Origin of the sequence: Micromonospora sp. NPDC005174 (assembly GCF_040608495.1) — a bacterium.
In the GTDB taxonomy this organism is placed as follows: Bacteria; Actinomycetota; Actinomycetes; order Mycobacteriales; family Micromonosporaceae; genus Micromonospora.
Window position 1 is genome coordinate 29,079 of sequence record NZ_JBEXIJ010000031.1, and the last position, 24,809, is coordinate 53,887.

A 24,809-nucleotide genomic window follows, 5' to 3' on the forward strand; every position below is an offset into this window, starting at 1 on the left:
CTTCTGCCGATCCCCACCGGGCAAGTCAACACCATCGGGGCCGGTGTGGGGGCCACGGGCGTCGGTGCGCCGCCCGGTCCACCGCCCGGCAGGCGCGTTACGCTCTGCGCAGCCACCGGCGCGTCCGCTCCGGTGGCGTGCCGGCATGGCGGGACAACCGTCCCTCATCGACCAGGGAGAGGGTGCGCAGATGACGCAGCGTGGCCGTGCCACCAGGTCGACGGGTCGACCCCGCGACGAGGCTGGCCCCCGCGGTCCACGTGGCGGCGGTGATCTCGCGGCCCGGCGTACCCGGTTGCGGGCCGTGATCGAGCCGGTGGTCAACGACGTGGGCTACGACCTGGAGGACCTGTCGGTCTCCCGGGCGGGTCGCCGACACGTGGTGCGGGTGCTCGTGGACGCGGACGGTGGGATCGACCTGGACGCCGTCGCGGACGTCTCCCGCGCGGTCTCCAAGGCGCTGGACGCGGCCGAGGAGGCCGACGGCGACATCGTGGCCGGGGAATACCAGCTCGAGGTCAGCTCGCCCGGCGTGGACCGGCCGCTCACCCTGCCCCGGCACTGGCGGCGCAACGTGGGCCGACTGGTCAAGGTCACCGTCCGGGGCGCGGCCGCGCTGCCCGGCCAGCGCGGCGAGCAGCCCTCCGGGGACCGCCAGCTGACCGGCCGGGTGGTCGGGGCCGACGACGAGGGCGTGCGACTGGAGACCGACGGCGGCGAGGCCCGGTGGGCGTACGACCAGCTGGGCCCGGGACGGGTACAGGTCGAGTTCACCCGCCTCGCCGAGCTGGGTGAGCCGGACGAGCTCGACGACGCGGACGAGACCGACGAGACCGACGAGTACGACGATGCAGACGACATCGACGACGATGATGATGTGGAGGACGAGGAGAGGTGAACATCGACCTCGCGGCGCTGCGCGCACTCGAGCGCGAGCGGGAGATCCCGTTCGACACGATCCTCGCGGCGATCGAGACCGCGTTGCTGACCGCCTACCGGCACACCGACGGCGCCGAGCCGCACGCCCGGGTGGAGATCGACCGTAAGTCCGGCGCGGCCCTGGTGTACGCCCAGGAGATGGACGACGACGGCTCGCTGGTGCGGGAGTGGGACGACACCCCGCACGACTTCGGTCGGATCGCCGCCATGACCGCCAAGCAGGTGATCCTCCAGCGCCTGCGGGAGGCCACCGACGAGGTGCACTTCGGCGAGTACGTGGGCCGCGAGGGTGACCTGGTCACCGGCGTGGTGCAGGCGCACGAGACCCGTATCGAGAAGGGCATCGTCAGCGTCGACCTGGGCAAGCTCGAGGGTGTGCTGCCGCAGTCCGAGCAGGTGCCCGGCGAGCGGTACGCGCACGGCGAGCGGGTCCGCTGCGTCGTGGTGCACGTGGCCAAGGGCATGCGCGGGCCGCAGATCACCCTGTCCCGGTCGCACCCGGCGCTGGTCAAGAAGCTGTTCGCGCTGGAGGTCCCGGAGATCGCCGACGGCACCGTCGAGATCGGCGCGATCGCCCGTGAGGCAGGTCACCGTACGAAGATCGCCGTCCGTTCCACCACGCCCGGTGTGAACGCCAAGGGCGCCTGCATCGGCCCGATGGGTCAGCGGGTGCGTGCCGTGATGAGCGAGCTGCACGGTGAGAAGATCGACATCATCGACTGGTCGGACGACCCCGCCACCTTCGTCGGGAACGCGTTGTCCCCGGCCAAGGCGCTGCGGGTCGAGGTCGTGGACCTGGCCGGACGGGCTGCCCGGGTGACCGTTCCGGACTTCCAGCTGTCGCTCGCCATCGGCCGTGAGGGGCAGAATGCCCGCCTTGCTGCCCGCTTGACCGGTTGGCGGATCGATATTCGGTCCGATGCGGAGCAGACGGCGCCGGCCGCCCGCGGGGCCGTGGATCAGGTACGGGAGCCGGGCGGCGCGATCTCGGGCAGCTAGGGGTAGACTTCTTCCAGTGGTACGACGCACTCAGCCGGAGCGCACCTGTGTGGGTTGCCGGCAACGTGCGCCGGCCAGCGAATTGCTGCGGGTCGTCGCGATCGGAAACGAGGCTGGTCACAGCCTCCGGCCTGATCCGCGCCGCAGGCTGCCGGGTCGGGGAGCGAACATGCACCCGGATCCGGCCTGCTTCGCGCTGGCGGTGCGGCGCCGCGCCTTCGGGCGAGCGCTGCGCATCACCGAGGTCCTCGACCACGGTGTGCTGGCAGAGCACGTCGATGCGCCAACCACTACGTCCGGTCAGCCCGACCGGGCGAGGGTCGCTAGCAGGGTAGGACGACCGACATGAGCACACGATGAAGTCCCTGAAATGACCAGGCTTCAAGTGCACGAGTGAGGTCGCTGCGGGTGCTGCCCGCACGACCTCGGAGTGAGGAGTGCAGTGGCAGGCAAGGCCCGCGTACACGAGCTTGCAAAAGAGCTCGGGGTCGAGAGTAAGACCGTTCTCGCCAAGCTCAAGGAGATGGGCGAGTTCGTCAAGTCCGCGTCCAGCACGGTCGAGGCGCCCGTCGCCCGACGGCTGAGGAACGCATTCGTCGCGTCCGCCGGTGCTTCGGCGCCGGCAGCCCCGTCGGCGCCCGCGCCGACGCCGGCTTCGACGCCGACCCCGACGCCGTCTCCGACCCCGGGCGCGCCCCGGGTCTCGGCCAGGCCGATGCCGCCTCGGCGGCCGGCCGCGCCGGTACCCGGTCCGAAGCCCAAGGGTCCGGTGCCCGGTGCGCCGCAGTCGGCGGCCCCGGTCGCCAAGCCGGCGAGTGCTCACGACATCGAGGTGGCGGCCGCGGAGGCGCGTGCCGCCGCGCTGAAGGCTGAGCAGGAGGCCGCGGTCAAGGCCGCGCAGGCCGCCCGCCAGCAGCAGCGTGACAACCCCGTCCGCCGGGAGCCTCCGGCTGACGGCAACCGGCCCGGTCCTCGGCCGGGTCCCGCGGCGATGCCGCCCCGTCCCGGTTCACCGGCAGCTCGTCCGAACACGCCGGCTCCCGGTCCGGGTGCCCGCCCCGGCGGTCGTCCGCCGGCGCGCGGTGCCGGCAACAACCCGTTCGGCATCCAGGGCGGCCAGCAGCAGCGGCCGCCGGCCGCCGGTGCGGGTGGCCCCCGGCCGAACAGCCCGGCGGGTATGCCGCCGCGGCCGAGCCCGAACTCCATGCCGCCGCGGCCCAGCCCGGCGTCCATGCCGAGTCAGCGTCCGGCCGCCGGTCGTCCCGGCCCCGGTGGCGCTGGTCGCCCCGGTGGCGGTGGCGCCGGTCGTCCCGGTGGCGGTGGCGGTGGTTTCCGTGGCGGTCCCGGCGGTGGCGCCGGTGGCGGTGGCGGTTACCGCGGCGGCCCCGGTGGCGGCGCGGGTGCCGGCGGTGGCGGTGGCTACCGTGGCGGTCCCGGCGGCGGTGGCGGTGCTCCCGGTGGCGGTTTCCGTCCGGGTGGTCCGGCCGGTGGCGGCGGTCGTCCGGGTGCGGGCGGTCGTGGCCGTGGCGGCGGCGCCGCGGGTGCCTTCGGGCGTCCGGGTGGTCGGCCGACGCGCGGTCGCAAGTCCAAGAAGCAGCGCAGACAGGAGTTCGACAACCTGTCGGCTCCGACCATGAGCTCGGGTGCTCCCCGGGGTCAGGGTCAGGTCGTCCGGCTCTCCCGTGGCGCCTCGCTGTCGGACTTCGCCGACAAGATCAACGCCAACCCGGGTTCGCTGGTCCAGGAGATGTTCAACCTGGGCGAGATGGTCACCGCGACCCAGTCCTGTTCTGACGACACCCTGCACCTGCTGGGTGAGCACCTGGGCTTCGACATCCAGATCGTCAGCCCGGAGGACGAGGACCGCGAGCTGCTCGCGCAGTTCAACATCGACCTCGACGCGGAGGTGGCCGAGGAGCGTCTGGTCAGCCGTGCGCCGGTGGTGACCGTCATGGGTCACGTCGACCACGGTAAGACCAAGCTGCTCGACGCCATCCGCAAGGCGAACGTCGTGGCCGGCGAGGCGGGTGGCATCACCCAGCACATCGGTGCCTACCAGGTCCACGTCCCGCACGAGGGCGAGGACCGGGCGGTCACGTTCATCGACACCCCGGGTCACGAGGCGTTCACCGCCATGCGTGCCCGTGGTGCCCAGGTCACGGACATCGTGATCCTGGTCGTCGCGGCCGACGACGGCGTGATGCCGCAGACCATCGAGGCGTTGAACCACGCCAAGGCGGCCGACGTGCCGATCGTGGTCGCGGTCAACAAGGTCGACAAGCCGGACGCCAACCCGGACAAGGTCCGCCAGCAGCTGACCGAGTACGGACTGGTCGCCGAGGAGTACGGCGGCGACACCATGTTCGTCAACGTGGCCGCCAAGCCGGGCATCGGCATCGAGGAACTGCTCGAGGCCGTCCTGCTGACCGCCGACGCGTCGCTGGAGCTGACCGCTCCGATCGACGGGCCGGCGCAGGGTGTGGCCATCGAGGCGCACCTGGACAAGGGCCGCGGTGCGGTGGCGACGGTGCTGGTGCAGAAGGGCACCCTGCGGGCGGGCGACTCGATCGTCGCCGGTGGGGCGCACGGCCGGGTCCGGGCCATGCTCGACGAGAACGGCAACCAGCTCTCCGAGGCTGGTCCGGCGCGTCCGGTCATGGTTCTGGGTCTGACCGCGCCGCCCGGTGCGGGTGACACGTTCCTCGCCGCGGCGGACGACCGTACGGTGCGGCAGATCGCCGAGCAGCGGCAGGCACGGCGGCGGGCGGCGTCCTTCGCCAACTCCCGTGGCCGGGCCACTCTTGAGACGCTCATGGAGCAGCTCAAGGAGGGTGAGAAGACCTCGCTCAACCTCATCCTCAAGGGCGATGTCTCCGGTTCGGTGGAGGCCCTCGAGGACGCGCTGTTCAACCTCGACATCCCCGAGGAGGTCCAGCTCAAGGTCCTCGACCGGGGCGTCGGTGCGATCACGGAGAGCAACGTCATGCTCGCCAGTGCGTCGTCCGAGCCGGTCACGATCATCGGCTTCAACGTTCGGGCCTCGAACAAGGTCCGCGAGATGGCCGACCGCGAGGGCGTGGAGATCCGGTACTACACGGTCATCTACCAGGCCATCGAGGAGATCGAGGCAGCGCTCAAGGGCCTGCTCAAGCCGGAGTACGAGGAGGTCGAGCTGGGCTCCGCGGAGATCCGCGACGTGTTCCGCTCGTCCAAGATCGGCAACATCTCCGGTTGCATCGTCCGGTCGGGCATCATCCGACGCAACGCGAAGGCTCGACTGCTTCGGGACGGGACGGTCGTGGCGGACAACCTCACGATCACCTCGCTCAAGCGGTTCAAGGACGACGCCACCGAGGTCCGCGAGGGCTTCGAGTGTGGTCTGACCCTGGGTGGTTACAACAACGTCCAGGTCGGCGACGTCATCGAGACCTTCGAGATGCGGGAGAAGGTTCGCGCCTGATCCGGTAGTGACACGCTGATCAAGGGGTTTACGCCGTCTGGCGTAAACCCCTTGATCATGCGGGGCGGGTTGGCGGTATCGTCCCAGGCGATGTTCACCGGAACCGCGGTCTTCGACCTGCTGCTGCCGGGCGACTCCCGGTCGCTCAAAACCAAGAGATCATATGTACGGCCGATCGTGGCGGCGCTGCGCCGCTTCGAGGTCTCGGCCGCCGAGGTGGGTGCGCTCGACCTGCACGGTCGAGCGGAGGTAGCGGTGGCCGTGGTCGCCGCAGAGGCGGCGCACGTCCGCGAGGTGCTCGACTCGTGTGAGCACCTGGTGGCCGCGCGCCCCGAGGTCGAGTTGCTGTCGGTTCGACGCCGGTTGTACGGCGTGGACGACGACTGACCCACGGGCCGGCGGTGCCCGGCGACCGGTGCCGCCACGAAGGTAGTGTTCGAGATGTTGGTCGGTCGGCCGGCGGCCTGCGGGTCGCCGGGCCGGCCGGGAGCGGGACGCCGTGGAGGTGGCGAGATGTCTGATCCGGCCAAGGTACGCCGGCACGCGGAACGGGTGCGTGAGCTGGTCGCTTCGGTGGTGCGGAGCCAGATCAAGGACCCGCGCCTGGGCATGATCACCATTACCGACGCCCGGATCACCGCTGACCTGCGCGACGCGACGGTCTTCTACACGGTGCTGGGTGACGCGGTGGCCCAGGCGGACACCGCAGCCGCCCTGGAGAGCGCCAAGGGGCTGCTGCGCAGCACGGTCGGCAAGGCGCTCGGGCTGCGGCACTCGCCGACGCTGACGTTCGTCCTCGACGACGTGCAGGACCAGGTCAAGCACATCGACGACCTGCTCGCCGCCGCCCGCAACGCCGACGCGGAGGTGCAGCGGATCGCCGCCCGGGCGGAGTACGCGGGCGAGGCGCAGCCGTACCGGGTCGACGACGAGACCGAAGAGACCGACGAGACGGATGAGGCCGACGGGGCCGCCGATGTCACGGAGACCCCCCGGGGTGGGGCAGCGCGGTGACGGGCGCCGCCGGTGCCCAACTCGCCGCGACGGTCGACGTCGGCCCGGCCGAGGCGGACTGGGCGGCTGCCGAGGCGCTGATCCGCGCCCTTCCGTCGGCCGGCCGGGTGTTGTTGATCTGTCACGTCAACCCGGACGGTGACGCGCTGGGCAGCATGCTCGGCTTCGGTCTGGGTCTGCGTCAGCTCGGCGTACACCGGTTGCAGGCGACCTTTCCCGGGCCGCCGGAGGTGCCCGAACCGTTCCGAGGTCTGCCCGGGGCGGAGCTGCTGGTCCCGGCGGCCGCCGCCGATCCGGCACCGGATCTGGTGATCTGCTTCGACGCGGCGAGCGAGTCGCGCCTCGGCGAGCTGGCCGACCGCCTGTCGACGGCAGGTGCCGCGTTGGTGCTCGACCACCACGCCTCGAATTCGGGCTTCGGCACGGTCAACCTGGTCGACCCGAGGGCCGCGGCCACGTCGGTGGTCGCCGATCGGCTGTTGGCGCGGCTGGGCGTGACTGTGGATCGGGCCATCGCCGAGTGCCTGTACGTGGCGCTGACCACGGACACCGGCTCGTTCCGATTCGAGGCGACCACTCCGGCCGTACACCAGTTGGCCGCCCGGCTGCTCGCCACCGGCATCTCGCCCGGTGACATCTCCCGGCGGGTCTTCGACACCAGGCCCTTCGGCGCGGTCCGCCTCTTCGGAGAGGTGCTCGGCCGCGCCCGTCTGGAGCCGGCCGCCGCGGCCGGTCGAGGGCTGGTCTGGACCTTCGCCACCCTCGACGACCTGGCCCGCCACGACCAGCGGCCGTACGTGTTGGAGGCGCTCATCGACTCGGTGCGGTGCACCGCCGAGGCGGACGTGAGCTGCGTGTTGAAGCAGACCGCGCCCGACGAGTGGGCGGTGTCGATGCGCAGCAAGGGCGCGGTGAACGTCAGCCGTGTGGCGGTCGCGTTGGGTGGCGGTGGCCACACGTTCGCGGCCGGGTTCACCGGCCGGGGGAGCGCCGAGCAGGTCGTGGACGCGATCCGCGGCGAGCTGGTCGCGGCGCTGATCGCTGGCGTCGCCTGACCGTGCGCGGCCCGTCCCGCTCGGGTGGCGGTGTCGATCGGGGCTGCGCGTGGGGCGGCAAGTTCAGGGTCAGCTCCGGGGAGTGTTGGTCTTCCCGCGCTGCGTGAGACCGGGAAGAATTGCGGGATGGAGCAGCCGCACGACCTCACCGTGGAGGCCCCCCGAGCCTGGGACCGGCCCGCCGTCTCCGTTCCGGTTCTCCTCTGCCTGTCCCTCGTCGGCGGTCGGTTCGCGTCGTTCTCCACCGAGGCGAATCTCTACACGCTCGGCACCGGCGGGGTGTTGATCTGGCTCGGTCTGAGCAACCGGGTGCCCCGGCGTCCGGCGCCGCCCCGGCTGGGCGCTCAGGCGGCGTGGTGGGCTCTCCCGGTGGTGATCTTCGGGGTCTTCGAGGGCGCGACGTTCGTGCTGGCGGTGGGCGACGACTTTCCTACCTTCTCGCGGCTCGCCGATCCTCTGTTGGAAGATCATCTGACCCGCTCGGCGGCGTGGTTCGCCTGGTTGGCCGCGTTCTGGGGGTTGGTGCGGCGATGATGCGGGCCCTTGCGATCGGCGGTTTCCTGACCGCGCTGGCCCTCTTCGTCGTGGTCGAGTGGCTGGCCCGGCGGGAGGATTCCCGGGTTCCCACGCTGGGCGACGTGTGCGCGTACGTCATGCGCTACGAGGTCGGGCCGGTCCCGGTGGGCAGGATCGGTCTGTTCGGTTTCTGGTGGTGGCTGGGCTGGCACTTCCTGGCCCGTTGAGGCGGGCTGCGAAGCGTCCACATGGCGGGAACCGTGGGCAGCATATGGACCTGAACGATAACTTGGGAGACGGCCCGCATCGCGTTGTGGTGCAGGTCGTGGGCGGTGGTGCCACACCTCGCGCTGCCTCCCTCCAGGGTCGGACCGACCCGGGCTCCAGCTGCCCGATCGGCTGCTCCGGTAACCCCGGACCGTCGTGGGGCGCTCAGCACGACCGCCCGTGAGGGCCGCCGCGCGCCGGTGGCTCGCACCCTGGAAGGAGCGCCACCATGCCGAACAAGCCCAAGCCCGAGACCACCGACGACGCCCGCGAGCAGGCCCGCCGCGCGCTGCAAACGTCAATGGACACCCGCCAGTAACCCCCTCCCTCCCCCTCCCCGGCCCAAGCAGACCAAAACCCCCACACCCCACACCCAACCCGGTCTGCCGATCTTGCACATGCTGTGGTGCCAAAGCCGGCTCAAAGCCGCATTTCGCCAGCAGAAAGTGCAAGATCGACGAGATTGGGCGCTGCTGTTGGCTCGGCACTTGGGGTAAGCATCCCGCAGGGTTGCGGTCCTTACTGCGCTCGTGCCACGATCGGCGGCGATGAGCCAGACCCCCACCGTCGACCGATCCGCCTCACCACGCCGGATCGCGAGTCTCGCCCTCCCGGCGCTCGTGGTGCTCGCCGCCGAGCCGCTCTACGTGCTCGTCGACACCGCCGTCGTCGGGCACCTCGGTCGGGTGCCCCTCGCCGCGCTCGCCGTCGGCGGCACCGTGATGACGCTCACCGCCTGGCTCGGGACAGTCGTCGCGTACGGCACCACGGGGCGCTCGGCCCGCCGCTTCGGCGCTGGCGACCGGGCGGCGGCGGTGGCCGAGGGAGTGCAGTCGTCCTGGCTGGCGCTCGGCGTCGGGCTGCTGGTCGCGATCGGCATGCAGATCGGCGGGGGCGCGTTGGCGCGTACCCTCGCCGGAGGTGGTGGCGACGTGGCCGGCGCCGCCGCTCAGTGGCTGCGCATCGCGGCGCTCGGCGCTCCCGGCCTGCTGCTCGCCGCGGCCGGCAACGGCTGGCTGCGCGGCGTGCAGAACACCCGCCGCCCGTTGTACTTCGTGCTCGGCCCCAACCTGGTCTCCGCGCTGCTCTGCCCGCTGCTGGTCTACCCCGCCGGCCTCGGCCTGCCCGGCTCGGCGGTCGCCAACGCGGTCGCGCAGACCCTCTCCGGAGTGCTCTTCGCCGGGGCGCTTGTCGCCGAGCGGGTGTCGCTGCGACCCCGGCCGCACCTGATCCGCGACCAGCTCGTCCTCAGCCGGGACCTGCTGATCCGGGGCCTGGCGTTCCAGGCCAGCTTCCTCTCCGCGACGGCGGTCGCCGCCCGTTTCGGCGCTGCCGCCGTCGGCGCCCACCAGATCGCCCTGCAACTGTGGTTCTTCACGGCGCTGGTGCTCGACGCCCTCGCCATCGCCGCGCAGTCCCTGGTCGGCGCCGCGCTCGGGTCCGGTGACGCGGCGGGCGCGCGGGCGCTGGCCCGGCGGATCGGACTGCTCGGCGGCGTCTGCGGCATCGCCTTCGCCCTGGTGATCGCCGCCGGGGCGGGCGTCGTGCCGTCCTGGTTCAGCTCCGACACGCAGGTACGCGAGCAGGCCATGATCGCCTGGCCGTGGTTCGTCGCCATGCTGCCGCTGGCCGGGGTGGTGTTCGCGCTCGACGGCGTGTTGATCGGGGCCGGCGACGTCCGCTACCTGCGCAACCTCACCATCGTGGCGGCGCTCGGCGGTTTCCTGCCCGCCATCTGGCTGGCGTACGTGCTCGACCTGGGGCTCGGGGGTATCTGGGCGGGGCTCACCCTGTTCGTGGTGGTTCGACTTGTCGCCCTGCTGCTGCGGGTGCGCTCCGGCGGCTGGGCGGTGGTCGGGGCCGTCCGATGACCGACGCCCGCGTCTGGCAGGCTTGGGCGACGTGAGCACCGATGGTCTGATCGTCGTCGACAAGCCCGGCGGCATGACGTCGCACGACGTGGTGGCGCGAATCCGCCGACTCGCCAGGACCCGGCGCGTCGGGCACGGCGGCACCCTCGACCCGATGGCCACCGGCGTGCTGGTGATCGGCGTCGGCCGTGCCACCCGCCTGCTGACCTACGTGATCGGCGCGGGCAAGAGCTACACCGGCACCATCCGGCTCGGCCAGGCCACCGTCACCGACGACGCCGAGGGCGACGTGATCGCCACGACCCCGGCCGGTCACGTCACCGACGAGGCCATCCGCGCCGCGCTGACCGCCCTGAGCGGCGAGGTCGACCAGGTGCCGAGCGCGGTCAGCGCCATCAAGATCGACGGGCAGCGGGCGTACAAGCGGGTACGCGACGGCGAGAGCGTCGAGCTGCCGGCCCGGCGGGTCACCATCTCCCGGCTTGAGGTGCTGGCGATCCGCCGCGGCGAGTCCGACGTGGTCGACGTGGACGTCGACGTGACCTGCTCCTCGGGCACGTACATCCGGGCCATCGCGCGGGACGCGGGCCTGGCCCTCGGTGTCGGCGGCCATCTCACCGCGCTACGCCGGACCGCGGTCGGTGGGTTCGCCCTCGCCGAGGCGGCCACCCTCGACGACCTGGAACAGCGCGCCCCGGAGGTGGTCAACCTGCCGCTGGACGCGGCGGCCGACCGGTTCTTCCCCCGCCGCGACGCGACCCCCGACGAGGCCAAGGTGCTCGGCCACGGGGGTCCGTTGGACCCGGCCGGCATCGCCGGGCCGTACGCCGTCTTCGGGCCGACCGGTGGCCTCATCGCTATCGTCAGCGAGCGGGACGGCCGGGCTCGCGCGGAGATCGTGCTCGCCCCGGCCTGACGGCGGGACGCAGGTCCGCCGGCCCCCCGGTCGGCGCAGTCGACCCGCCGATGCGCGGGACAGCAGGAGAGGATTGGCATGCAGCGGTGGCGGGGGTACGACGCGGCGCCCGGAGGATGGGGGCGCTCGGTCGTCACCATCGGCGTCTTCGACGGCGTGCACAAGGGGCACCAGGCGACCATCGGGCACGCCGTGTCCCGGGCCCGGGAGCTGGGCGTGCAGTCGGTGGTGGTCACCTTCGACCCGCACCCGGCCGAGGTGGTCCGCCCGGGCTCGCACCCGGCGATCCTCACCGAGCCGGCCCGCAAGGCCGAGTTGATCGAGGCGCTCGGCGTGGACGTGCTCTGCGTGGTGCCGTTCACTCCCGAGTTCTCCCGGCTGCCCCCCGAGCAGTTCGCGCACGACATCCTGGTCGAGAATCTGCACGCGGCGCTGGTGGTGGTCGGCAACAACTTCCGCTTCGGGCACCGCGCGGCCGGCGACGTGGCGTTGCTGGAACGGCTGGGCCAGACCTTCGGCTTCGGGGTGGAGGGCAGCCCGCTGATCGCCGAGGACGGGACGGTCTTCTCCTCCACGTACATCCGCTCCTGCGTCGACGCGGGTGACGTGGGGACGGCGGCGGGAGCGCTGGGTCGGGCGCACCGGGTCGAGGGCGTCGTGGTCCGTGGTGACCAGCGCGGCCGGGTGCTGGGCTTCCCCACCGCGAACCTGCTCTGCCACCGGTACGCGGCGGTGCCCGCCGACGGGGTGTACGCGGCCCGCATGATCCGCCGCGGCCAGCCCGAGCCGCTGATGGCCGCGGTGTCGGTCGGCACCAACCCGACCTTCTCCGGGCGGGAGCGGCGGGTGGAGGCGTACGCGCTGGACTTCTCCGGTGATCTCTACGGCGAGCGGTTGGCGCTGGACTTCGTGACGCACCTGCGTGGGCAGGTCCGATACGACTCGATCGAGCCCCTGATCGCCCAGATCGAAGAGGACGTCGAGCGCACCCGGCGCGCGCTGAGCTGATCATCGGCGAGGCCGCGCGGGCCCTTGGCCGGGTGTTACCCGCGGGTGCTGGTAGTCTTGCGGGGACGTCGGGTGACCGGCGTGGGGCCTCGCGTGCCTGCTCGACGCCGCGGGTGCGAGGTACCGGTCCGTTCCCGGTCTCATCGGGACGACGGACACCTACTTGATCAACCCATCGAAACAGGGAGAACATGGCGCTCGACCAGGAAGCCAAGGCCAGCATCCGCGCGGAGTACGCGACCGCCGAGGGCGACACCGGTTCGCCGGAGGTCCAGGTCGCGGTCCTCACCAAGCGGATCGCCGAGCTGACCGAGCACCTGAAGGTGCACAAGCACGACCACCACAGCCGCCGTGGGCTGCTGCTGCTGGTCGGCCGTCGCCGTCGGCTGCTCAACTACGTCCAGAAGAAGGACATTGCCCGCTACCGGACGCTCATCGAGCGGCTCGGCCTGCGCCGGTGACGTGACGGGGGAGTGGCCGACCGGCCGCTCCCCCGATCGGCGTCCCACCTGAAAGAAACACGGGCCGCGCGACCACCCGAGAGGGAGCCGGTCAGCGTACCGGTCTCCGGTAGTGGCCCCCGGGAACCCGGCAGTAAGCCGGCCACCCGGGCGCTTCGATCGAAGACCGGCCGGCTGAGCAGCTCCCCGACGTCGCGGGCCCACGACGCGAAGGAGCACGACAGCACATGACCGAGACCAAACTCGGCACCGAATCCCGCACCGCCGTGATCGACAACGGGGCCTTCGGCACCCGTGAGATCACCTTCTCCACCGGTCGGCTGGCCCGCCAGGCCGCCGGTTCCGTCATCGCCCAGCTGGGCGAGACGGTGGTCCTCTCCGCCACCACCGCCGGTAAGCACCCGAAGGAGCAGTTCGACTTCTTCCCGCTGACCGTCGACGTCGAGGAGCGGATGTACGCCGCGGGCCGCATTCCCGGCTCGTTCTTCCGCCGTGAGGGTCGGCCCAGCGAGGACGCGATCCTCACCTGCCGGCTCATCGACCGGCCGCTGCGCCCGTCGTTCGTCAAGGGCCTGCGCAACGAGGTCCAGGTCGTCGAGACCATCCTCGCGCTCGACCCGCAGCACCCGTACGACGTCGTGGCCATCAACGCCGCCTCGATGTCGACCAAGCTGTCCGGCCTGCCGTTCTCCGGCCCGATCGGTGCGACCCGCGTCGCCCACATCGACGGCCAGTGGGTCGCCTTCCCGACCCTGGAGGAGCTGGCCCGCGCCACCTTCGACATGGTCGTGGCCGGCCGCACGCTCGAGGACGGCGACGTCGCGATCATGATGGTCGAGGCCGAGGCCACGCCGAACGCCGTCGCCCTGATCTCGGCCGGTGCCACCGCCCCGACCGAGGAGGTCGTCGCCAGCGGCCTCGAGGCCGCCAAGCCCGCCATCCGCGAGCTGTGCCGCGCGCAGGCCGAGCTGGCCGAGGTCGCCGCCAAGCCGGTCACCGAGTTCCCGGTCTTCCTGGACTACCAGGACGACGTGTACGACGCCGTCGCCGACCTGGCCCGTGGCGAGGTCGCCGAGGCGATCACCATCGCCGGCAAGGCCGACCGCGAGGAGGCCCTGGACCGCGTCAAGGCCCGGGTCGCCGAGGAGTTGGGCGCTCGGTTCGAGGGTCGGGAGAAGGAGCTGTCCGCTGCCTTCCGGTCGCTGACCAAGTCCGAGGTGCGCAACCGCGTGCTGCGTGAGCAGGTCCGCATGGACGGCCGGGGCCCGCGCGACATCCGCGCGCTGACCGCCGAGGTCGGCGTGCTGCCCCGGGTGCACGGTTCGGCGTTGTTCGAGCGCGGTGAGACCCAGATCCTGGGCGTCACCACGCTGAACATGCTCCGCATGGAGCAGATGGTGGACACGCTGTCCCCGGAGAACCGCAAGCGCTACATGCACAACTACAACTTCCCGCCGTACTCGACCGGTGAGACCGGCCGGGTCGGCTCGCCGAAGCGGCGCGAGATCGGCCACGGGGCGCTCGCCGAGCGTGCGCTGATCCCGGTGCTGCCGTCGCGCGAGGAGTTCCCGTACGCCATCCGGCAGGTCTCCGAGGCGCTGGGCTCGAACGGCTCCACCTCGATGGGTTCGGTCTGCGCCTCGACGCTGGGCCTGCTCTCGGCCGGTGTGCCGCTGAAGGCGCCGGTCGCCGGCATCGCCATGGGGCTCATCTCTGACGAGGTGGACGGCAAGACCCAGTACGTGACGCTGACCGACATCCTCGGTGCCGAGGACGCGTTCGGTGACATGGACTTCAAGGTCGCTGGTACGCCGGAGTTCGTCACCGCGCTGCAGCTCGACACCAAGCTCAACGGCATCCCGTCGGACGTGCTGGCCGCCGCGTTGCAGCAGGCCAACGAGGCCCGGCAGGTCATCCTCGGCGTCATGAAGGCGGCCATCGAGGCTCCGGCCGAGATGTCCGACTACGCGCCGCGGGTCACCACCGTCAAGATCCCGGTGGACAAGATCGGCATGGTGATCGGCCCGAAGGGTCAGACCATCAACGCGATCCAGGACGAGACCGGCGCCGAGATCTCCATCGAGGACGACGGCACGATCTACGTCGGCGCCACCAACGGGCCGTCGGCCCAGGCGGCCGTGGACCGGATCAACGGGATCGCCAACCCGACGCTGCCGAAGCAGGGCGAGCGGTTCCTCGGCACGGTGGTCAAGACCGCCGCGTTCGGTGCGTTCATCTCACTGCTGCCGGGGCGTGACGGCCTGCTGCACATCTCCAAGGTGGGCGACGGCAAGCGGGTCGAGCGCGTCGAGGACTTCCTCAACGTGGGCGACCGGGTCGAGGTCGAGATCGCGGACATCGACGCCCGCGGCAAGATCTACCTGGACAAGGTCCGTCCGGAGGGCGCCGAGGCGCCGGCAGCCGGTGAGGCCGCCGGTGGCGACCGTCCGTCCGGCCGGGACCGGGGCGACCGGGGTCCGCGTGACCGGGGTGACCGCGAGCGTGGCGGTGACCGCGGCGGGCGTGGCCCGGAGCGCGGCGGCGAGGGCGGCAACGGCGGCGGCGAGGGTGGTGGCGAGGGCGGCGAGCGTCCGCGTCGCCGGACCCGGCACAGCTGACCACCAGCACCTGTAACACCCACCCCTCGTCGAACCGGGAGCACCACGTGAGTCGGGCCTTCAGTGCGCCGTTTCCACCGGATCGACGGGGGGTGGCACCGTCTCGGGACACCGCGGCGGTCCGCTCCGGCGGCACCGCCCGCGCGGTTACCCGGACGCTGAGCGACGACCCGCTGGGCGGCACGGTACGACGTACCGTGCTGCCCAGCGGTCTGCGCGTGCTCACCGAGGCGATCCCGACGATGCGCAGCGTCTCCTTCGGCATCTGGGTGGCGGTGGGCTCGCGGGACGAGACCCGTCCGCAGGCCGGTGCCGCGCACTTCCTGGAGCACCTGCTCTTCAAGGGCACCCACAAGCGGACCGCGCTGGAGATCTCGTCGCAGATCGAGGCGGTCGGTGGCGAGACGAACGCCTTCACCACGAAGGAATACACCTGCTACTACGCCCGGGTGCTGGACGAGGACCTGCCGCTGGCGATCGACGTGATGTGCGACCTGGTCGCCGACTCCCTGTTGGAGCCGGCCGACGTGGAGACCGAGCGTGGCGTGATCCTGGAGGAGATCGCCATGCACGACGACGAGCCCGGTGACGAGGTGCACGACCTCTTCGCCCGCGCGGTCTACGGCGACCACCCGCTGGGTCGACTGATCTCCGGCACCGAGGAGACCGTCACGCCGATGACCCGCCGGCAGATCCAGGCCTTCTACCGGGGTCGCTACACGGCGCCGCAGATCGTCATCGCCGCCGCCGGCAACCTCGACCACGCCGCGGTGATCAAGCTGGTCCGCCAGGCCGTGCGCGGCACGCCGTTGGACAGCGACCCGGCCGCGCCGGCCGCACACCGCGCGTCCACCCCGGCGGTACGCACCAAGCCGGCCACCACCCTGGTGGAGCCGAAGGAGACCGAGCAGGCGCACGTCCTGCTGGGCTGCCCCGGCATCGACCGCACCGACGACCGGCGCTTCGCCCTCGGTGTGCTCAACAACGTGCTCGGCGGCGGCATGTCGAGCCGCCTCTTTCAGGAGATCCGCGAGCAGCGCGGCCTGGCGTACTCGGTCTACTCCTACGCCAGCCAGTACGCCGACAGCGGCCTGTTCGCCGTCTACGCCGGCTGCGCCCCGGGCAAGGTGGACGAGGTGCTGGCCCTGACCCGCGCCGAGCTGGCCCGGGTGGCCGCCGACGGGTTGACCGAGGCCGAGGTGGCCCGGGGCAAGGGCATGAGCAAGGGCTCGTTCGTGCTCGGCCTCGAGGACACCGGTTCACGGATGAGCCGACTGGCCAAGGGGGAGCTGCTCTACGGCGACCTGATGCCGGTGGACGAGCTGCTCCGCCGGGTCGACGAGGTCAGCGTCGCGGACGTGAACAGCCTCGCCGCCGAGCTGCTGAGCCGGCCGATGTCGCTGGCCGTGGTCGGCCCGTTCGGCGAGGGCGACTTCGCCGGCTGAGACCCGTCGGGATCTGTACCGGCCGGAAGGGCACGTCCCGATTGGGATAGGTTGTGCCCCGTGACTGACGAGCAGGGGAAGACCCGGGTCGGCGTTTTCGGTGCCCGTGGTCGGATGGGCGTCGAGGTCTGCAAGGCCGTCGACGCGGCTGACGATCTCGACCTGGCCGCCGCGGTCGACCAGGGCGACGGCCTCGACGCCGCGTCCGCCGCTCAGGTGGTCGTCGACTTCACCACGCCGGACGTGGTCATGAACAACCTCGAGTGGGCCATCGGCCAGGGCATCAACGCGGTCGTGGGCACCACCGGCTTCACCGAGCAGCGGTTGGAGCAGGTGCGCGGCTGGCTGGCCGACAAGCCGGAGGTCGGCGTGGTCATCGCCCCGAACTTCGGCATCGGCGCGGTGCTGATGATGCAGTTCGCCGCGCGGGCCGCCCGGCACTTCGAGTCCGTCGAGATCATCGAGCAGCACCACCCGCGCAAGCTGGACGCCCCGAGCGGCACCGCCACGCACACCGCCCGGCAGATCGCCCAGGCTCGCGCCGAGGCCGGCCTCGGCCCGGTTCCGGACGCGACGAAGGACGAGGTCCCGGGCGCGCGGGGCGCCGACATCGACGGGGTACGCGTCCACGCCGTACGCGCCACCGGCCTCGTCGCCCACCAGGAGGTGCTCTTCGGCACCACCGGTGAGACGTTGACGATCCGGCACGACTCGTACGACCGGGCGTCCTTCATGCCCGGAGTGCTGCTGGCCGTCCGCGCGGTGCGCAACCGCCCCGGCCTGACCATCGGCCTGGACCCCCTCCTCGCCTAACGGCCTCAACAACCGCCACACCCCCACCCCACCCCACCCCGCCACCACACCCCACACCCCACCCCAACCCCGCCGATCTTGCACTTTCGGTGGGGACATAAGCATGCGTCCCGTACATATCGACAGCAGAAAGTGCAAGATCGGCGGGGGCGGGGGCGGGGGCGGGGGGCGAGGGCGAGGGCGGGGGCGAGGGCGAGGGTGAGGGCGGGGTTATCGCGGGAGGGGGGTTTTGGGGTTGCGTTGGGTGGGGAGGGTTGGGGTCAGGGGGGTGGGGAGGCCCTTCACCTGGGCGTTTCCGGTTTGGTTGACGGTGACACTCACCGGTGTGCCGGCTACGCGGAGGTTGTCCACGTGCAGCGCGCCGAGTTCGGGGCCGGCCAGCGGCGTCAGCCGGACCGTGCCGCCCGGCACGTCCGGGTAGAGGCCCGTCGCGGCCTGGAGGAGCAGGACCGCACCGGCCGCGGCCCATGCCTGCGGACGGCAGGCCGCCGGATACGGCACCGGGCGGCTCAGCAGGGTCCGGTCGTCGCCGCCGTACAGCTCCGGCATCCGGTAGTCGAACGCCTCCGCCGCCGAGAGCAGTCCCTCGGCCAGGCCGAGGGCGGCCTCGGAGTGCCCGCCCCGGGCCAGGCCGGCGAGCACGATCGCGGTGTCGTGGGTCCAGATCGAACCGCAGTGGTACGACAGCGGGCTGAAGCCGGCGTCGTCGGTGGACATCGTCCGTAGTCCGAAACCGCCGGCCAGCGTGTCCGTGGTGAGCAGGCGGGCGATCTGTCCCTCCTCGTCGGCGTCGAGCAGGCCGGTGCCGAGCAGGTGCCCGATGTTGCTGGTCAGCGAGTCGACGGGGCGCTTGTCCCGGTCGAGGGCCAGCGCGGGCTGCGGGCCGTACGGGCCGTCGACCCAGAAGTTGTCCCGGAACCGGCGGGCGAGGCCGGCGGCGTGTTCGCGCCAGCGGTCCCCGTCCGGGCGACCGAAGGCGTCCAGGAGTGCGGCGCCGTTCACCGCCGCCTCGTGCGCGTACCCCTGGACCTCGGCCAGCACGATCGGGGCGGTGGCCAGCGAACCGTCGTGGAAGCGTACGGCGTCGCCGGAGTCCTTCCAGCCCTGGTTGGACAGTCCGTGGCCGGTGGTGTCGACGTACTCGACCAGGCCGTCGCCGTCCGGGTCGGCGTGCTCGCCGAGCCAGCGCAGCGCGGCCTGAAGGTGCGGCAGCAGCGGCTCGACCTGCTCGGCCGGCAGGCCCCAACGCCACGCGTCGTGCAGCAGGTTGACCCAGAGCATGGTGGCGTCGACGGTGCCGTAGTAGGCCGGCGGCAGCCGAAGCCCGTCGTCGGGCAGCGCGAACTCGTGCCGCCGCAGCTCGTGCAGGATCTTGCCGGGGGCCTCCCCGGTGGCCGGGTCGACGTGGGTGCCCTGGCGGCGAGCGAGTACGCGCAGGGTGCCGGCGGCCAGGTCGGTGCCGAGCGGCAGCATCATCCGGGCGGCCCAGAGGCTGTCCCGGCCGAACAGGGTGAGGAACCAGGGCACGCCGGCGCCGAGGAAGACGTCCCCGGGTGCGCCGGTCTCGGCCAGGCGTAGGCCACGCAGGTCGTCCAGGCTGCGGTCGAGGAGTCGGACCAGCCGCCGGTCGTCGGCGGTCACCTCCGGCCGGGACCACTCCGGTTCGCCGGCCGGGCCGACCACCACGGCGCGCGGGTCCGCGACGGTCAACTGCCAGCGCAGCACCGTCTCGCCTCGTGGAGGCAGCTCGATCGGCCAGGTCAGTCGGGGCGCGGTGGCCCGCTCGCCGGTGGCGAGGACATCGGCGTCCGGGGCGCTGACGGTGACGGTGGTCCCCTCGGCAGTCCAGGTGAGCACGCCTGGTTGGCCGGTCTTCGCCTCCAGCGGCGCGGCGACTCCGCCGGACTTGACCACCTCGATGGGTGCCAGGTCGCAGGCGAGGTCGACGCTGACGGTGGCCCGTACGCCGATCGTGGCGGTGGAGACGATCCGCAGCTCCTCGGTGAGGCCATTGCGGGTGGCCCGGCGGGAGCGGTCGACACGCACGGTGGGGTCGGGCGTGGGGTCGCCGAGCCAGCGGGCCAGGCCCACGAAGCGGGTGCCGTGCGGGCCGTCCTCGCCGTGGGTCAGCCCCTCCAACTCCTGGTCGTCCACGCGCAGCTCGGCTCGGGAGAGCACGCGCGCGTCGGCGTGGAAGACCCCCTGGACACCGGTCGGGCGGATCTGCCCGGTCGCGTCCCCCAGCGCGCTGGTGGGGGCGAGCACCACCCCCACCAACTCGTGCAGAAGGGGTTGCAGCTGGCGTTCGATCACGGTGCGGCTCCAGATCCTCAGGGTGCGGGGCGGACGTCTTGACAACGCGCCCCCGGCGGTGCAAAGTGCGAAACATTCCAGAAACTTGAACGATCTAATCCTGCACTATCCAAATTGGATCGTTCAAGACGGCGAGAGGGATAAAGTGCCCGAGAAGGTAACCATCGCGACGGTGGCCCGGCACGCCCGAGTGAGCCGCCAAACGGTCTCCAACGTGCTCAACTCTCCCCACATCGTGCGGCAGGAGACCCGCCAGCGGGTCGAGGACGCCATCACCGCGCTCGGCTACCGGGCCAATCAGGCCGCCCGGCAGATGCGCACCGGCCGGTCCCGACTCATCGCCGCCCGGATCGAACCGACCCGCGACGGCATCAACGGCTCGGTGCTCGACCGCTTCCTGCACGGCCTCACCGAGACCGCCGACGCCGCCGGCTACCGGGTGCTGCTCTACACCGCCCCCGACGACGAGCGGGAGATCGCCACCTACGACGACCTGCTCGGCACGTACGAGCTGGACGCGTTCGTGCTGGTCGGCACCAAGTACGGCGACCCACGTACCGCCTGGCTGGCCGAGCGGGAGGTGCCCTTCGTGACGTTCGGTCGTCCGTGGGACGCGCTCGACGCGCACCCCTGGGTCGACGTGGACGGTGCGGCCGGCACCGCCGCGGCCACCCGCCACCTGCTGGACGCCGGGCACCGGCGGATCGCGTTCATCGGTTGGCCGGCCGGCTCCGGTGTCGGCGACGACCGGCGCGCCGGCTGGCACGACACGTTGCACGCCGCCGGCGTCGACCCGGCGGGGCTGCACCGGGAGACCGAGGACAGCGTCAGCGAGGGGGAACGTCTCATGCGTGACCTGCTCGCCGCCGAGGCGCCGACCGCCGTGGTGTGCGCCAGCGACTCGCTCGCCCTCGGCGCGCTCCAGGCGATCCGCGACCTCGACCCGCCGGTCTCGGTGATCGGCTTCGACGACACGCCGGTGGCCGCCGCGATCGGCCTGGCCAGCGTCAGCCAACCACTCGGCGAGGCCGCCGCCCGCTGCGTGGACCTGCTCACCGGTGTCCTCGACGGCAACCAGACGCCCACCCCCGTGCTGCTCGCGCCCTCACTGGCACTGCGGCACACCGCGTAACCCCACCCCCTCACCAGGAGAAACCCATGGCACCCAGAACCCTCACCCGGGCAGCGGTCGCCGGCCTCGCCGCCGTCGCACTGCTCGGCTCCGCGGCCTGCGGCAGCGGCTTCGACGACTCCTCTGGCGACGCCGCCCAGTCCAGCGGCCCGGCGAGCCTGCAGATCCTCATCGGCTCCTCGGGCGACGCCGAGACCAAGGCCGTGCAGGACGCCGCCGCCACATGGGCCAACAGCTCCGGCAACACCGCGACGGTCACCCCGGCGCAGGACCTCACCCAGCAGCTCGGCCAGGCCCTCGCCGGCGGCACCCCGCCGGACGTCTTCTACGTCGACGCGGCCCGCTTCGCCGACTACGCCAGCGTCGGCGCGCTGGAGCCGTACGGCGACAAGATCTCGGACAAGGGCGACTTCTACGAGAGCCTGCGGATGACGTTCAGCTACGACGGCAAGCTCTACTGCGCGCCCAAGGACTTCTCCACCCTGGCCCTGCAGATCAACACCGACCTCTGGGCGAAGGCCGGGCTGACCGACGCCGACGTGCCGACCACCTGGGACCAGCTCACGACGACCGCCCAGAAGATCAAGGCGAAGGGGCAGGTCGCCCTGGCGCTCGGCGACACCCGGGACCGGATCGGCGCCTTCCTGGTGCAGAACGGTGGCTGGCTGATGAGCGAGGACGGCAAGCAGCCGACCGCCGACAGCGCGAAGAACCTGGCGGCCCTGGAGTACGTCAAGACCCTGCTCACCTCCGGTCTGGCGAAGTACCCGAAGCAGCTCGACTCGGGCTGGTCGGGTGAGGCGTTCGGCAAGGGCAAGGCCGTGATGACGATCGAGGGCAACTGGATCAAGGGCGCCATGCAGAACGACTTCCCGAACGTGAAGTACAAGGTGGTGCCGCTGCCGGCCGGCCCGAGTGGTCAGGGCACCCTCTCGTTCACCCAGTGCTGGGGCATCGCGGCGAAGAGCAAGTACAAGGACCAGGCGATCAAGTTCGTCGAGGCGATGACCGCCGGTGAGCAGCAGTTGACGTTCGCCAAGGCGGTCGGTGTTATGCCGTCGCGGCAGTCGGTGCGCGACCAGTACATCGCCGCCTCCCCGGGCGACAAGGTCTTCATCGACGGTGCCGCGTACGCCCAGGGTCCGGTCAACGCTCCGAAGATGGACAGCGTCCTCAAGGACCTGGACACCGGTCTGCAGGGCCTCGCCAACGGTGACCCGAAGGCCGTTCTGCAGAACTTCGACAAGAACGCCAAGGCGGCGCTCGGCGGCAGCTGAGGTGACGGTGGGGGCCCCGACGACGAGCGGGGCCCCTCGCACCGTCGGCCCGAGGAAAGGAAGGGAGGGAAGATGGCAACCGAGACACTGACCGCCGCGGCCACCGCGCCCGGTGCGGCTCCCCGCCGCCGCCGTGGTGGCATCCGCGGCAACGAGAACGTCGCCGGCTGGCTGTTCGTCGCACCGGTGATCGTCATCCTGGGGCTGTTCCTGCTGCTGCCGATCCTGATGGCGCTCTGGGTCAGCCTCACCGACTGGAACGGTCAGGGCAGCCCGTTCACCGGCGACGTCCCGTTCGTCGGCGGCCGCAACTACACCCAGTTGTTCACCGAGGACGGGCTGGCTCGCCGTGACTTCATGACGAGCATCCGCAACACCATCTACTACGTGGCGATCGTCGTGCCGGCGCAGACCGTGCTCGCGCTGGGGCTGGCGCTTGTCGTCAACAACCGGATGCTCAGGGGCAAGAGCTTCTTCCGCAGCGCCTTCTACTTCCCCTCGGTCACCAGCTCGGTCGCGATCAGCGTGGTGTTCCTGTTCCTGTTCGCCAACTCGGGCGCGGTGAACGCGCTGCTCGGCTTCGTCGGGATCGACGGACCCGAGTGGTTCGCCGACTCGCGGGGCGTACTGCACCTGCTGTTCGGCGCGGTCGGCGTCGACACGCCCCCGACGGCGCTCACCGACGGCGGCCCGTTCGGGCTGAGCTGGTGGGACTGGCTGGCCGGCCCGAGTGTGGCGATGACCTCGATCATCACGCTGGTCGTCTGGACGACCTCCGGCACGTTCATGCTGATGTTCCTGGCCGGGCTCCAGAACGTCCCGGTGACGCTGGACGAGGCGAGCACCCTCGACGGCGCGTCCCGCTGGCAGCGGTTCCGCTACGTCACGCTGCCGATGATCAGGCCCACCACCTTCCTGGTGCTCACCCTCGGCCTGATCGGCTCCTGGCAGGTCTTCGACCAGGTGTACGTCATGAGTCAGGGTGACCCGGCCAAGACCACCCTCACTCCGGCGTACCTGTCGTACCGGACCGCCTTCCGGGACTTCGACTACGGCTCCGGGGCGGCGATCTCCTTCGTGCTGTTCCTGATCATCATCGTGCTCACGCTGGTCCAGCGCCGTGCGCTGGCCGAGCGGGACAGTGACCGGCCGCGCCGCGGCTGGCGGCGTCGGCGCGTACCGGAGAGGTCCTGAGATGGCCGTGCTCACCGACCGCCCGGCGAGGCCCGCGCGCGGCGACCGACGCGGCGCCCGCACACTGGCCACCCGCCTTCTGGGGTACGCGACGCTGGTGTTCTTCGGGTTGGTGTTCCTCTACCCGTTCGTCATCCAGATCGCCAGCTCGCTCAAGACCGAGCCCGACGCGGCGGCCAACCCGCTCTCGCCGTTCCCGGACCCCCTCACCCTGGCCGGCTTCGAGCGGATCTTCGCGGGCACCAACTTCCCCCTCTGGCTGGGCAACTCGCTGCTGGTGACCGTGCTGGTCACCGCGGGGCGGGTGTTCTTCGACTCGCTCGCCGGGTACGCCCTGGCCCGGCTGCGGTTCCGCGGGCGCGGCGGCCTGTTCGCGGCGGTCATCGCGGTGATGGCCGTCCCCGGAGTGGTCCTGCTCATCCCGAAGTTCCTGGTGCTCAACCAGCTCGGCATCTACAACAGCTACGCCGGCCTCGTGGTGCCGCTGCTGGCCGACGCGGCGGGCGTGTTCATCATGAAGCAGTTCTTCGAGTCGATCCCGGTGAGCGTCGAGGAGGCCGCCCGCATCGACGGGGCGAGCATCTTCCGCACCTTCTGGTCGGTGGTGCTGCCGATGGCGAAACCGGCGCTGATCACCCTGACCATCCTGTCGTTCCAGGGCTCCTGGAACGAGTTCCCGCACAGCCTCGTGTCGGTGCAGGACCCGGACCTGTTCACCCTGCCGCGCGGCCTCGCCGACCTGGTCAGCGGCTCACTGGGCAGCGGCACCCAGTACCCGCTCAAACTGGGCGCGGCGCTGCTCGCCACCATCCCGGTGGCGATCATCTTCGTGGTGTTCCAGCGCTACTTCGTCCGCGACGCCAACGACGGTTCGGACAAGGGCTGACCGTGCCGGTGCGGCGGCCCTGAGCCGCCGCACCGGTTCACTCGCTCTTCTCGGCCGGTACGGCCACGTGCAGGCGCACCTGAGGCACCAGCATGTCGTCGACGTCCAGCGCCCGAGCCGCGCCGTCGGGCTCCCAACCGGTGCTGGTGAGGAACTTGCGGGTCGCCTCGTCGCCGTCGAACGCCCAGGCCACCGCCCGACCCAGCCCGTCCTCGCGCCACAGGTCGACGGTCGCGGCGAGCAGCCGGCTGCCGTGCCCGCGCCGACCCCAGCGCGGCTCGACCAGCAGGTCGGTCACCGCCGCCACGTCCGGGCCGAGCGCGTCGGCCGGCTCACCCGGCGCGAGCGCCTCGCCGTCGGCCGGACCGGAGGCGGCGAACCCCACCAGATACGATTGCTCGGCCTGTTCGACGGCGACCAGCACCCGGTGCGCGCCCGAGGGCGGCTCCAGCACCGCGGCGCTCCACCGCCGGGCGAGGAACGCCTCGTCCAGGTTGTCGAGCACGTGCCGGGGCAGGATCCGGCGGTACGCGACCCGCCAGGTCGCGAGCTGGATGCGTGCGATCTCGCCGGCGTCCTCGGGACGCGCCGGGCGGACGTACCCGAGAGCCATGGGACGGAAGCC

Annotated in this window: 22 protein-coding genes; 20 read left to right on the forward strand and 2 right to left on the reverse strand. The window is 71.7% G+C overall.

Translation table 11 applies throughout. The features are described 5' to 3' along the window. Positions 1 to 190 precede the first annotated feature (190 nt). From rimP to dapB, 16 genes are all read left to right on the forward strand, one after another. Positions 191 to 898, forward strand: coding sequence for a ribosome maturation factor RimP (gene rimP, locus ABZU91_RS26620; protein ID WP_355245878.1), 708 nt, complete (start codon positions 191 to 193; stop codon positions 896 to 898). Then, positions 895 to 1,938, forward strand: a complete 1,044-nt coding sequence (gene nusA / locus ABZU91_RS26625; RefSeq protein WP_355245881.1) for a transcription termination factor NusA — start codon at positions 895 to 897, stop codon at positions 1,936 to 1,938. Before rimP ends, nusA begins: the two co-directional genes overlap by 4 nt. 16 nt (positions 1,939 to 1,954) lie before the next feature. Next, positions 1,955 to 2,287, forward strand: a complete 333-nt coding sequence (locus ABZU91_RS26630; protein WP_355245884.1) for a YlxR family protein — start codon at positions 1,955 to 1,957, stop codon at positions 2,285 to 2,287. Between the two features lie 93 nt (positions 2,288 to 2,380). Next, the gene (gene infB, locus ABZU91_RS26635) at positions 2,381 to 5,398 is read left to right on the forward strand and encodes a translation initiation factor IF-2 (RefSeq protein ID WP_355245887.1); all 3,018 of its coding nucleotides are present in this window, start codon (positions 2,381 to 2,383) and stop codon (positions 5,396 to 5,398) included. 90 nt (positions 5,399 to 5,488) lie between these two features. Next, entirely contained in the window at positions 5,489 to 5,785 is a 297-nt protein-coding gene (locus tag ABZU91_RS26640) for a DUF503 domain-containing protein (RefSeq protein ID WP_355245889.1), read from the forward strand. A gap of 126 nt (positions 5,786 to 5,911) precedes the next feature. After that, entirely contained in the window at positions 5,912 to 6,412 is a 501-nt protein-coding gene (gene rbfA, locus ABZU91_RS26645; protein WP_355245892.1) for a 30S ribosome-binding factor RbfA, read from the forward strand. Next, on the forward strand, positions 6,409 to 7,467 hold the full coding sequence (locus tag ABZU91_RS26650; protein WP_355245895.1) for a bifunctional oligoribonuclease/PAP phosphatase NrnA: 1,059 nt from the start codon (positions 6,409 to 6,411) through the stop codon (positions 7,465 to 7,467). Before rbfA ends, ABZU91_RS26650 begins: the two co-directional genes overlap by 4 nt. Positions 7,468 to 7,593: 126 nt before the next feature. Then, positions 7,594 to 8,001 (forward strand): hypothetical protein, encoded by a 408-nt coding sequence (locus tag ABZU91_RS26655; protein ID WP_355245897.1) that lies wholly within the window; start codon positions 7,594 to 7,596, stop codon positions 7,999 to 8,001. Next, positions 8,001 to 8,210 carry a DUF6186 family protein gene (locus ABZU91_RS26660; protein WP_355245992.1) on the forward strand — a complete coding sequence of 70 codons (210 nt, stop codon included), beginning with the start codon at positions 8,001 to 8,003 and terminating at the stop codon, positions 8,208 to 8,210. Before ABZU91_RS26655 ends, ABZU91_RS26660 begins: the two co-directional genes overlap by 1 nt. Before the next feature lie 588 nt (positions 8,211 to 8,798). Next, the gene (locus ABZU91_RS26665) at positions 8,799 to 10,121 is read left to right on the forward strand and encodes an MATE family efflux transporter (RefSeq protein ID WP_355245900.1); all 1,323 of its coding nucleotides are present in this window, start codon (positions 8,799 to 8,801) and stop codon (positions 10,119 to 10,121) included. A 31-nt stretch (positions 10,122 to 10,152) separates the two neighbouring features. Continuing rightward, a complete protein-coding gene (truB, locus tag ABZU91_RS26670) occupies positions 10,153 to 11,037 on the forward strand; it encodes a tRNA pseudouridine(55) synthase TruB (protein WP_355245903.1) in 885 nt (294 codons plus the stop codon). A 78-nt stretch (positions 11,038 to 11,115) separates the two neighbouring features. After that, entirely contained in the window at positions 11,116 to 12,045 is a 930-nt protein-coding gene (locus ABZU91_RS26675) for a bifunctional riboflavin kinase/FAD synthetase (protein WP_355245905.1), read from the forward strand. 191 nt (positions 12,046 to 12,236) lie between these two features. Then, the gene (gene rpsO / locus ABZU91_RS26680; protein ID WP_007456699.1) at positions 12,237 to 12,506 is read left to right on the forward strand and encodes a 30S ribosomal protein S15; all 270 of its coding nucleotides are present in this window, start codon (positions 12,237 to 12,239) and stop codon (positions 12,504 to 12,506) included. A gap of 227 nt (positions 12,507 to 12,733) precedes the next feature. Then, complete coding sequence (locus ABZU91_RS26685; RefSeq protein WP_355245909.1) at positions 12,734 to 15,124, forward strand: polyribonucleotide nucleotidyltransferase; 2,391 nt, start codon at positions 12,734 to 12,736, stop codon at positions 15,122 to 15,124. A gap of 47 nt (positions 15,125 to 15,171) precedes the next feature. Next, complete coding sequence (locus ABZU91_RS26690; protein ID WP_355245911.1) at positions 15,172 to 16,569, forward strand: pitrilysin family protein; 1,398 nt, start codon at positions 15,172 to 15,174, stop codon at positions 16,567 to 16,569. A 60-nt stretch (positions 16,570 to 16,629) separates the two neighbouring features. After that, a complete protein-coding gene (dapB, locus tag ABZU91_RS26695) occupies positions 16,630 to 17,382 on the forward strand; it encodes a 4-hydroxy-tetrahydrodipicolinate reductase (protein ID WP_355245914.1) in 753 nt (250 codons plus the stop codon). Positions 17,383 to 17,592: 210 nt separating this feature from the next. On the opposite strand, the gene ABZU91_RS26700 is transcribed toward dapB, so the two are convergent. Next, positions 17,593 to 19,695, reverse strand: coding sequence for a glycogen debranching N-terminal domain-containing protein (locus ABZU91_RS26700; protein ID WP_355245917.1), 2,103 nt, complete (start codon positions 19,693 to 19,695; stop codon positions 17,593 to 17,595). A gap of 145 nt (positions 19,696 to 19,840) precedes the next feature. Here ABZU91_RS26700 and ABZU91_RS26705 point away from each other — a divergent pair, with 145 nt between their 5' ends. From ABZU91_RS26705 to ABZU91_RS26720, 4 genes are all read left to right on the forward strand, one after another. Then, on the forward strand, positions 19,841 to 20,827 hold the full coding sequence (locus ABZU91_RS26705) for a substrate-binding domain-containing protein (protein WP_355245920.1): 987 nt from the start codon (positions 19,841 to 19,843) through the stop codon (positions 20,825 to 20,827). Between the two features lie 26 nt (positions 20,828 to 20,853). Then, on the forward strand, positions 20,854 to 22,104 hold the full coding sequence (locus ABZU91_RS26710) for an extracellular solute-binding protein (protein ID WP_355245923.1): 1,251 nt from the start codon (positions 20,854 to 20,856) through the stop codon (positions 22,102 to 22,104). Positions 22,105 to 22,176: 72 nt separating this feature from the next. Next, entirely contained in the window at positions 22,177 to 23,298 is a 1,122-nt protein-coding gene (locus tag ABZU91_RS26715) for a sugar ABC transporter permease (RefSeq protein ID WP_355245926.1), read from the forward strand. A gap of 1 nt (position 23,299) precedes the next feature. Next, positions 23,300 to 24,184 (forward strand): carbohydrate ABC transporter permease, encoded by an 885-nt coding sequence (locus ABZU91_RS26720; RefSeq protein ID WP_355245929.1) that lies wholly within the window; start codon positions 23,300 to 23,302, stop codon positions 24,182 to 24,184. Between the two features lie 37 nt (positions 24,185 to 24,221). On the opposite strand, the gene ABZU91_RS26725 is transcribed toward ABZU91_RS26720, so the two are convergent. Continuing rightward, entirely contained in the window at positions 24,222 to 24,797 is a 576-nt protein-coding gene (locus tag ABZU91_RS26725) for a GNAT family N-acetyltransferase (protein ID WP_355245932.1), read from the reverse strand. Positions 24,798 to 24,809 lie beyond the last annotated feature (12 nt).

What these genes read in the sequence shown, in the direction of transcription:
- rimP (WP_355245878.1), top strand. Translation starts at nt 191, where the DNA reads ATGACGCAGCGTGGCCGTGCCACCAGGTCGACGGGTCGACCCCGCGAC.
- ABZU91_RS26640 (WP_355245889.1), top strand. Translation starts at nt 5,489, where the DNA reads ATGTTCACCGGAACCGCGGTCTTCGACCTGCTGCTGCCGGGCGACTCC.
- rbfA (WP_355245892.1), top strand. Translation starts at nt 5,912, where the DNA reads ATGTCTGATCCGGCCAAGGTACGCCGGCACGCGGAACGGGTGCGTGAG.
- ABZU91_RS26655 (WP_355245897.1), top strand. Translation starts at nt 7,594, where the DNA reads ATGGAGCAGCCGCACGACCTCACCGTGGAGGCCCCCCGAGCCTGGGAC.
- ABZU91_RS26660 (WP_355245992.1), top strand. Translation starts at nt 8,001, where the DNA reads ATGCGGGCCCTTGCGATCGGCGGTTTCCTGACCGCGCTGGCCCTCTTC.
- ABZU91_RS26665 (WP_355245900.1), top strand. Translation starts at nt 8,799, where the DNA reads ATGAGCCAGACCCCCACCGTCGACCGATCCGCCTCACCACGCCGGATC.
- ABZU91_RS26675 (WP_355245905.1), top strand. Translation starts at nt 11,116, where the DNA reads ATGCAGCGGTGGCGGGGGTACGACGCGGCGCCCGGAGGATGGGGGCGC.
- rpsO (WP_007456699.1), top strand. Translation starts at nt 12,237, where the DNA reads ATGGCGCTCGACCAGGAAGCCAAGGCCAGCATCCGCGCGGAGTACGCG.
- ABZU91_RS26685 (WP_355245909.1), top strand. Translation starts at nt 12,734, where the DNA reads ATGACCGAGACCAAACTCGGCACCGAATCCCGCACCGCCGTGATCGAC.
- ABZU91_RS26710 (WP_355245923.1), top strand. Translation starts at nt 20,854, where the DNA reads ATGGCACCCAGAACCCTCACCCGGGCAGCGGTCGCCGGCCTCGCCGCC.
- ABZU91_RS26715 (WP_355245926.1), top strand. Translation starts at nt 22,177, where the DNA reads ATGGCAACCGAGACACTGACCGCCGCGGCCACCGCGCCCGGTGCGGCT.
- ABZU91_RS26720 (WP_355245929.1), top strand. Translation starts at nt 23,300, where the DNA reads ATGGCCGTGCTCACCGACCGCCCGGCGAGGCCCGCGCGCGGCGACCGA.
- ABZU91_RS26725 (WP_355245932.1), bottom strand. Translation starts at nt 24,797, where the DNA reads ATGGCTCTCGGGTACGTCCGCCCGGCGCGTCCCGAGGACGCCGGCGAG.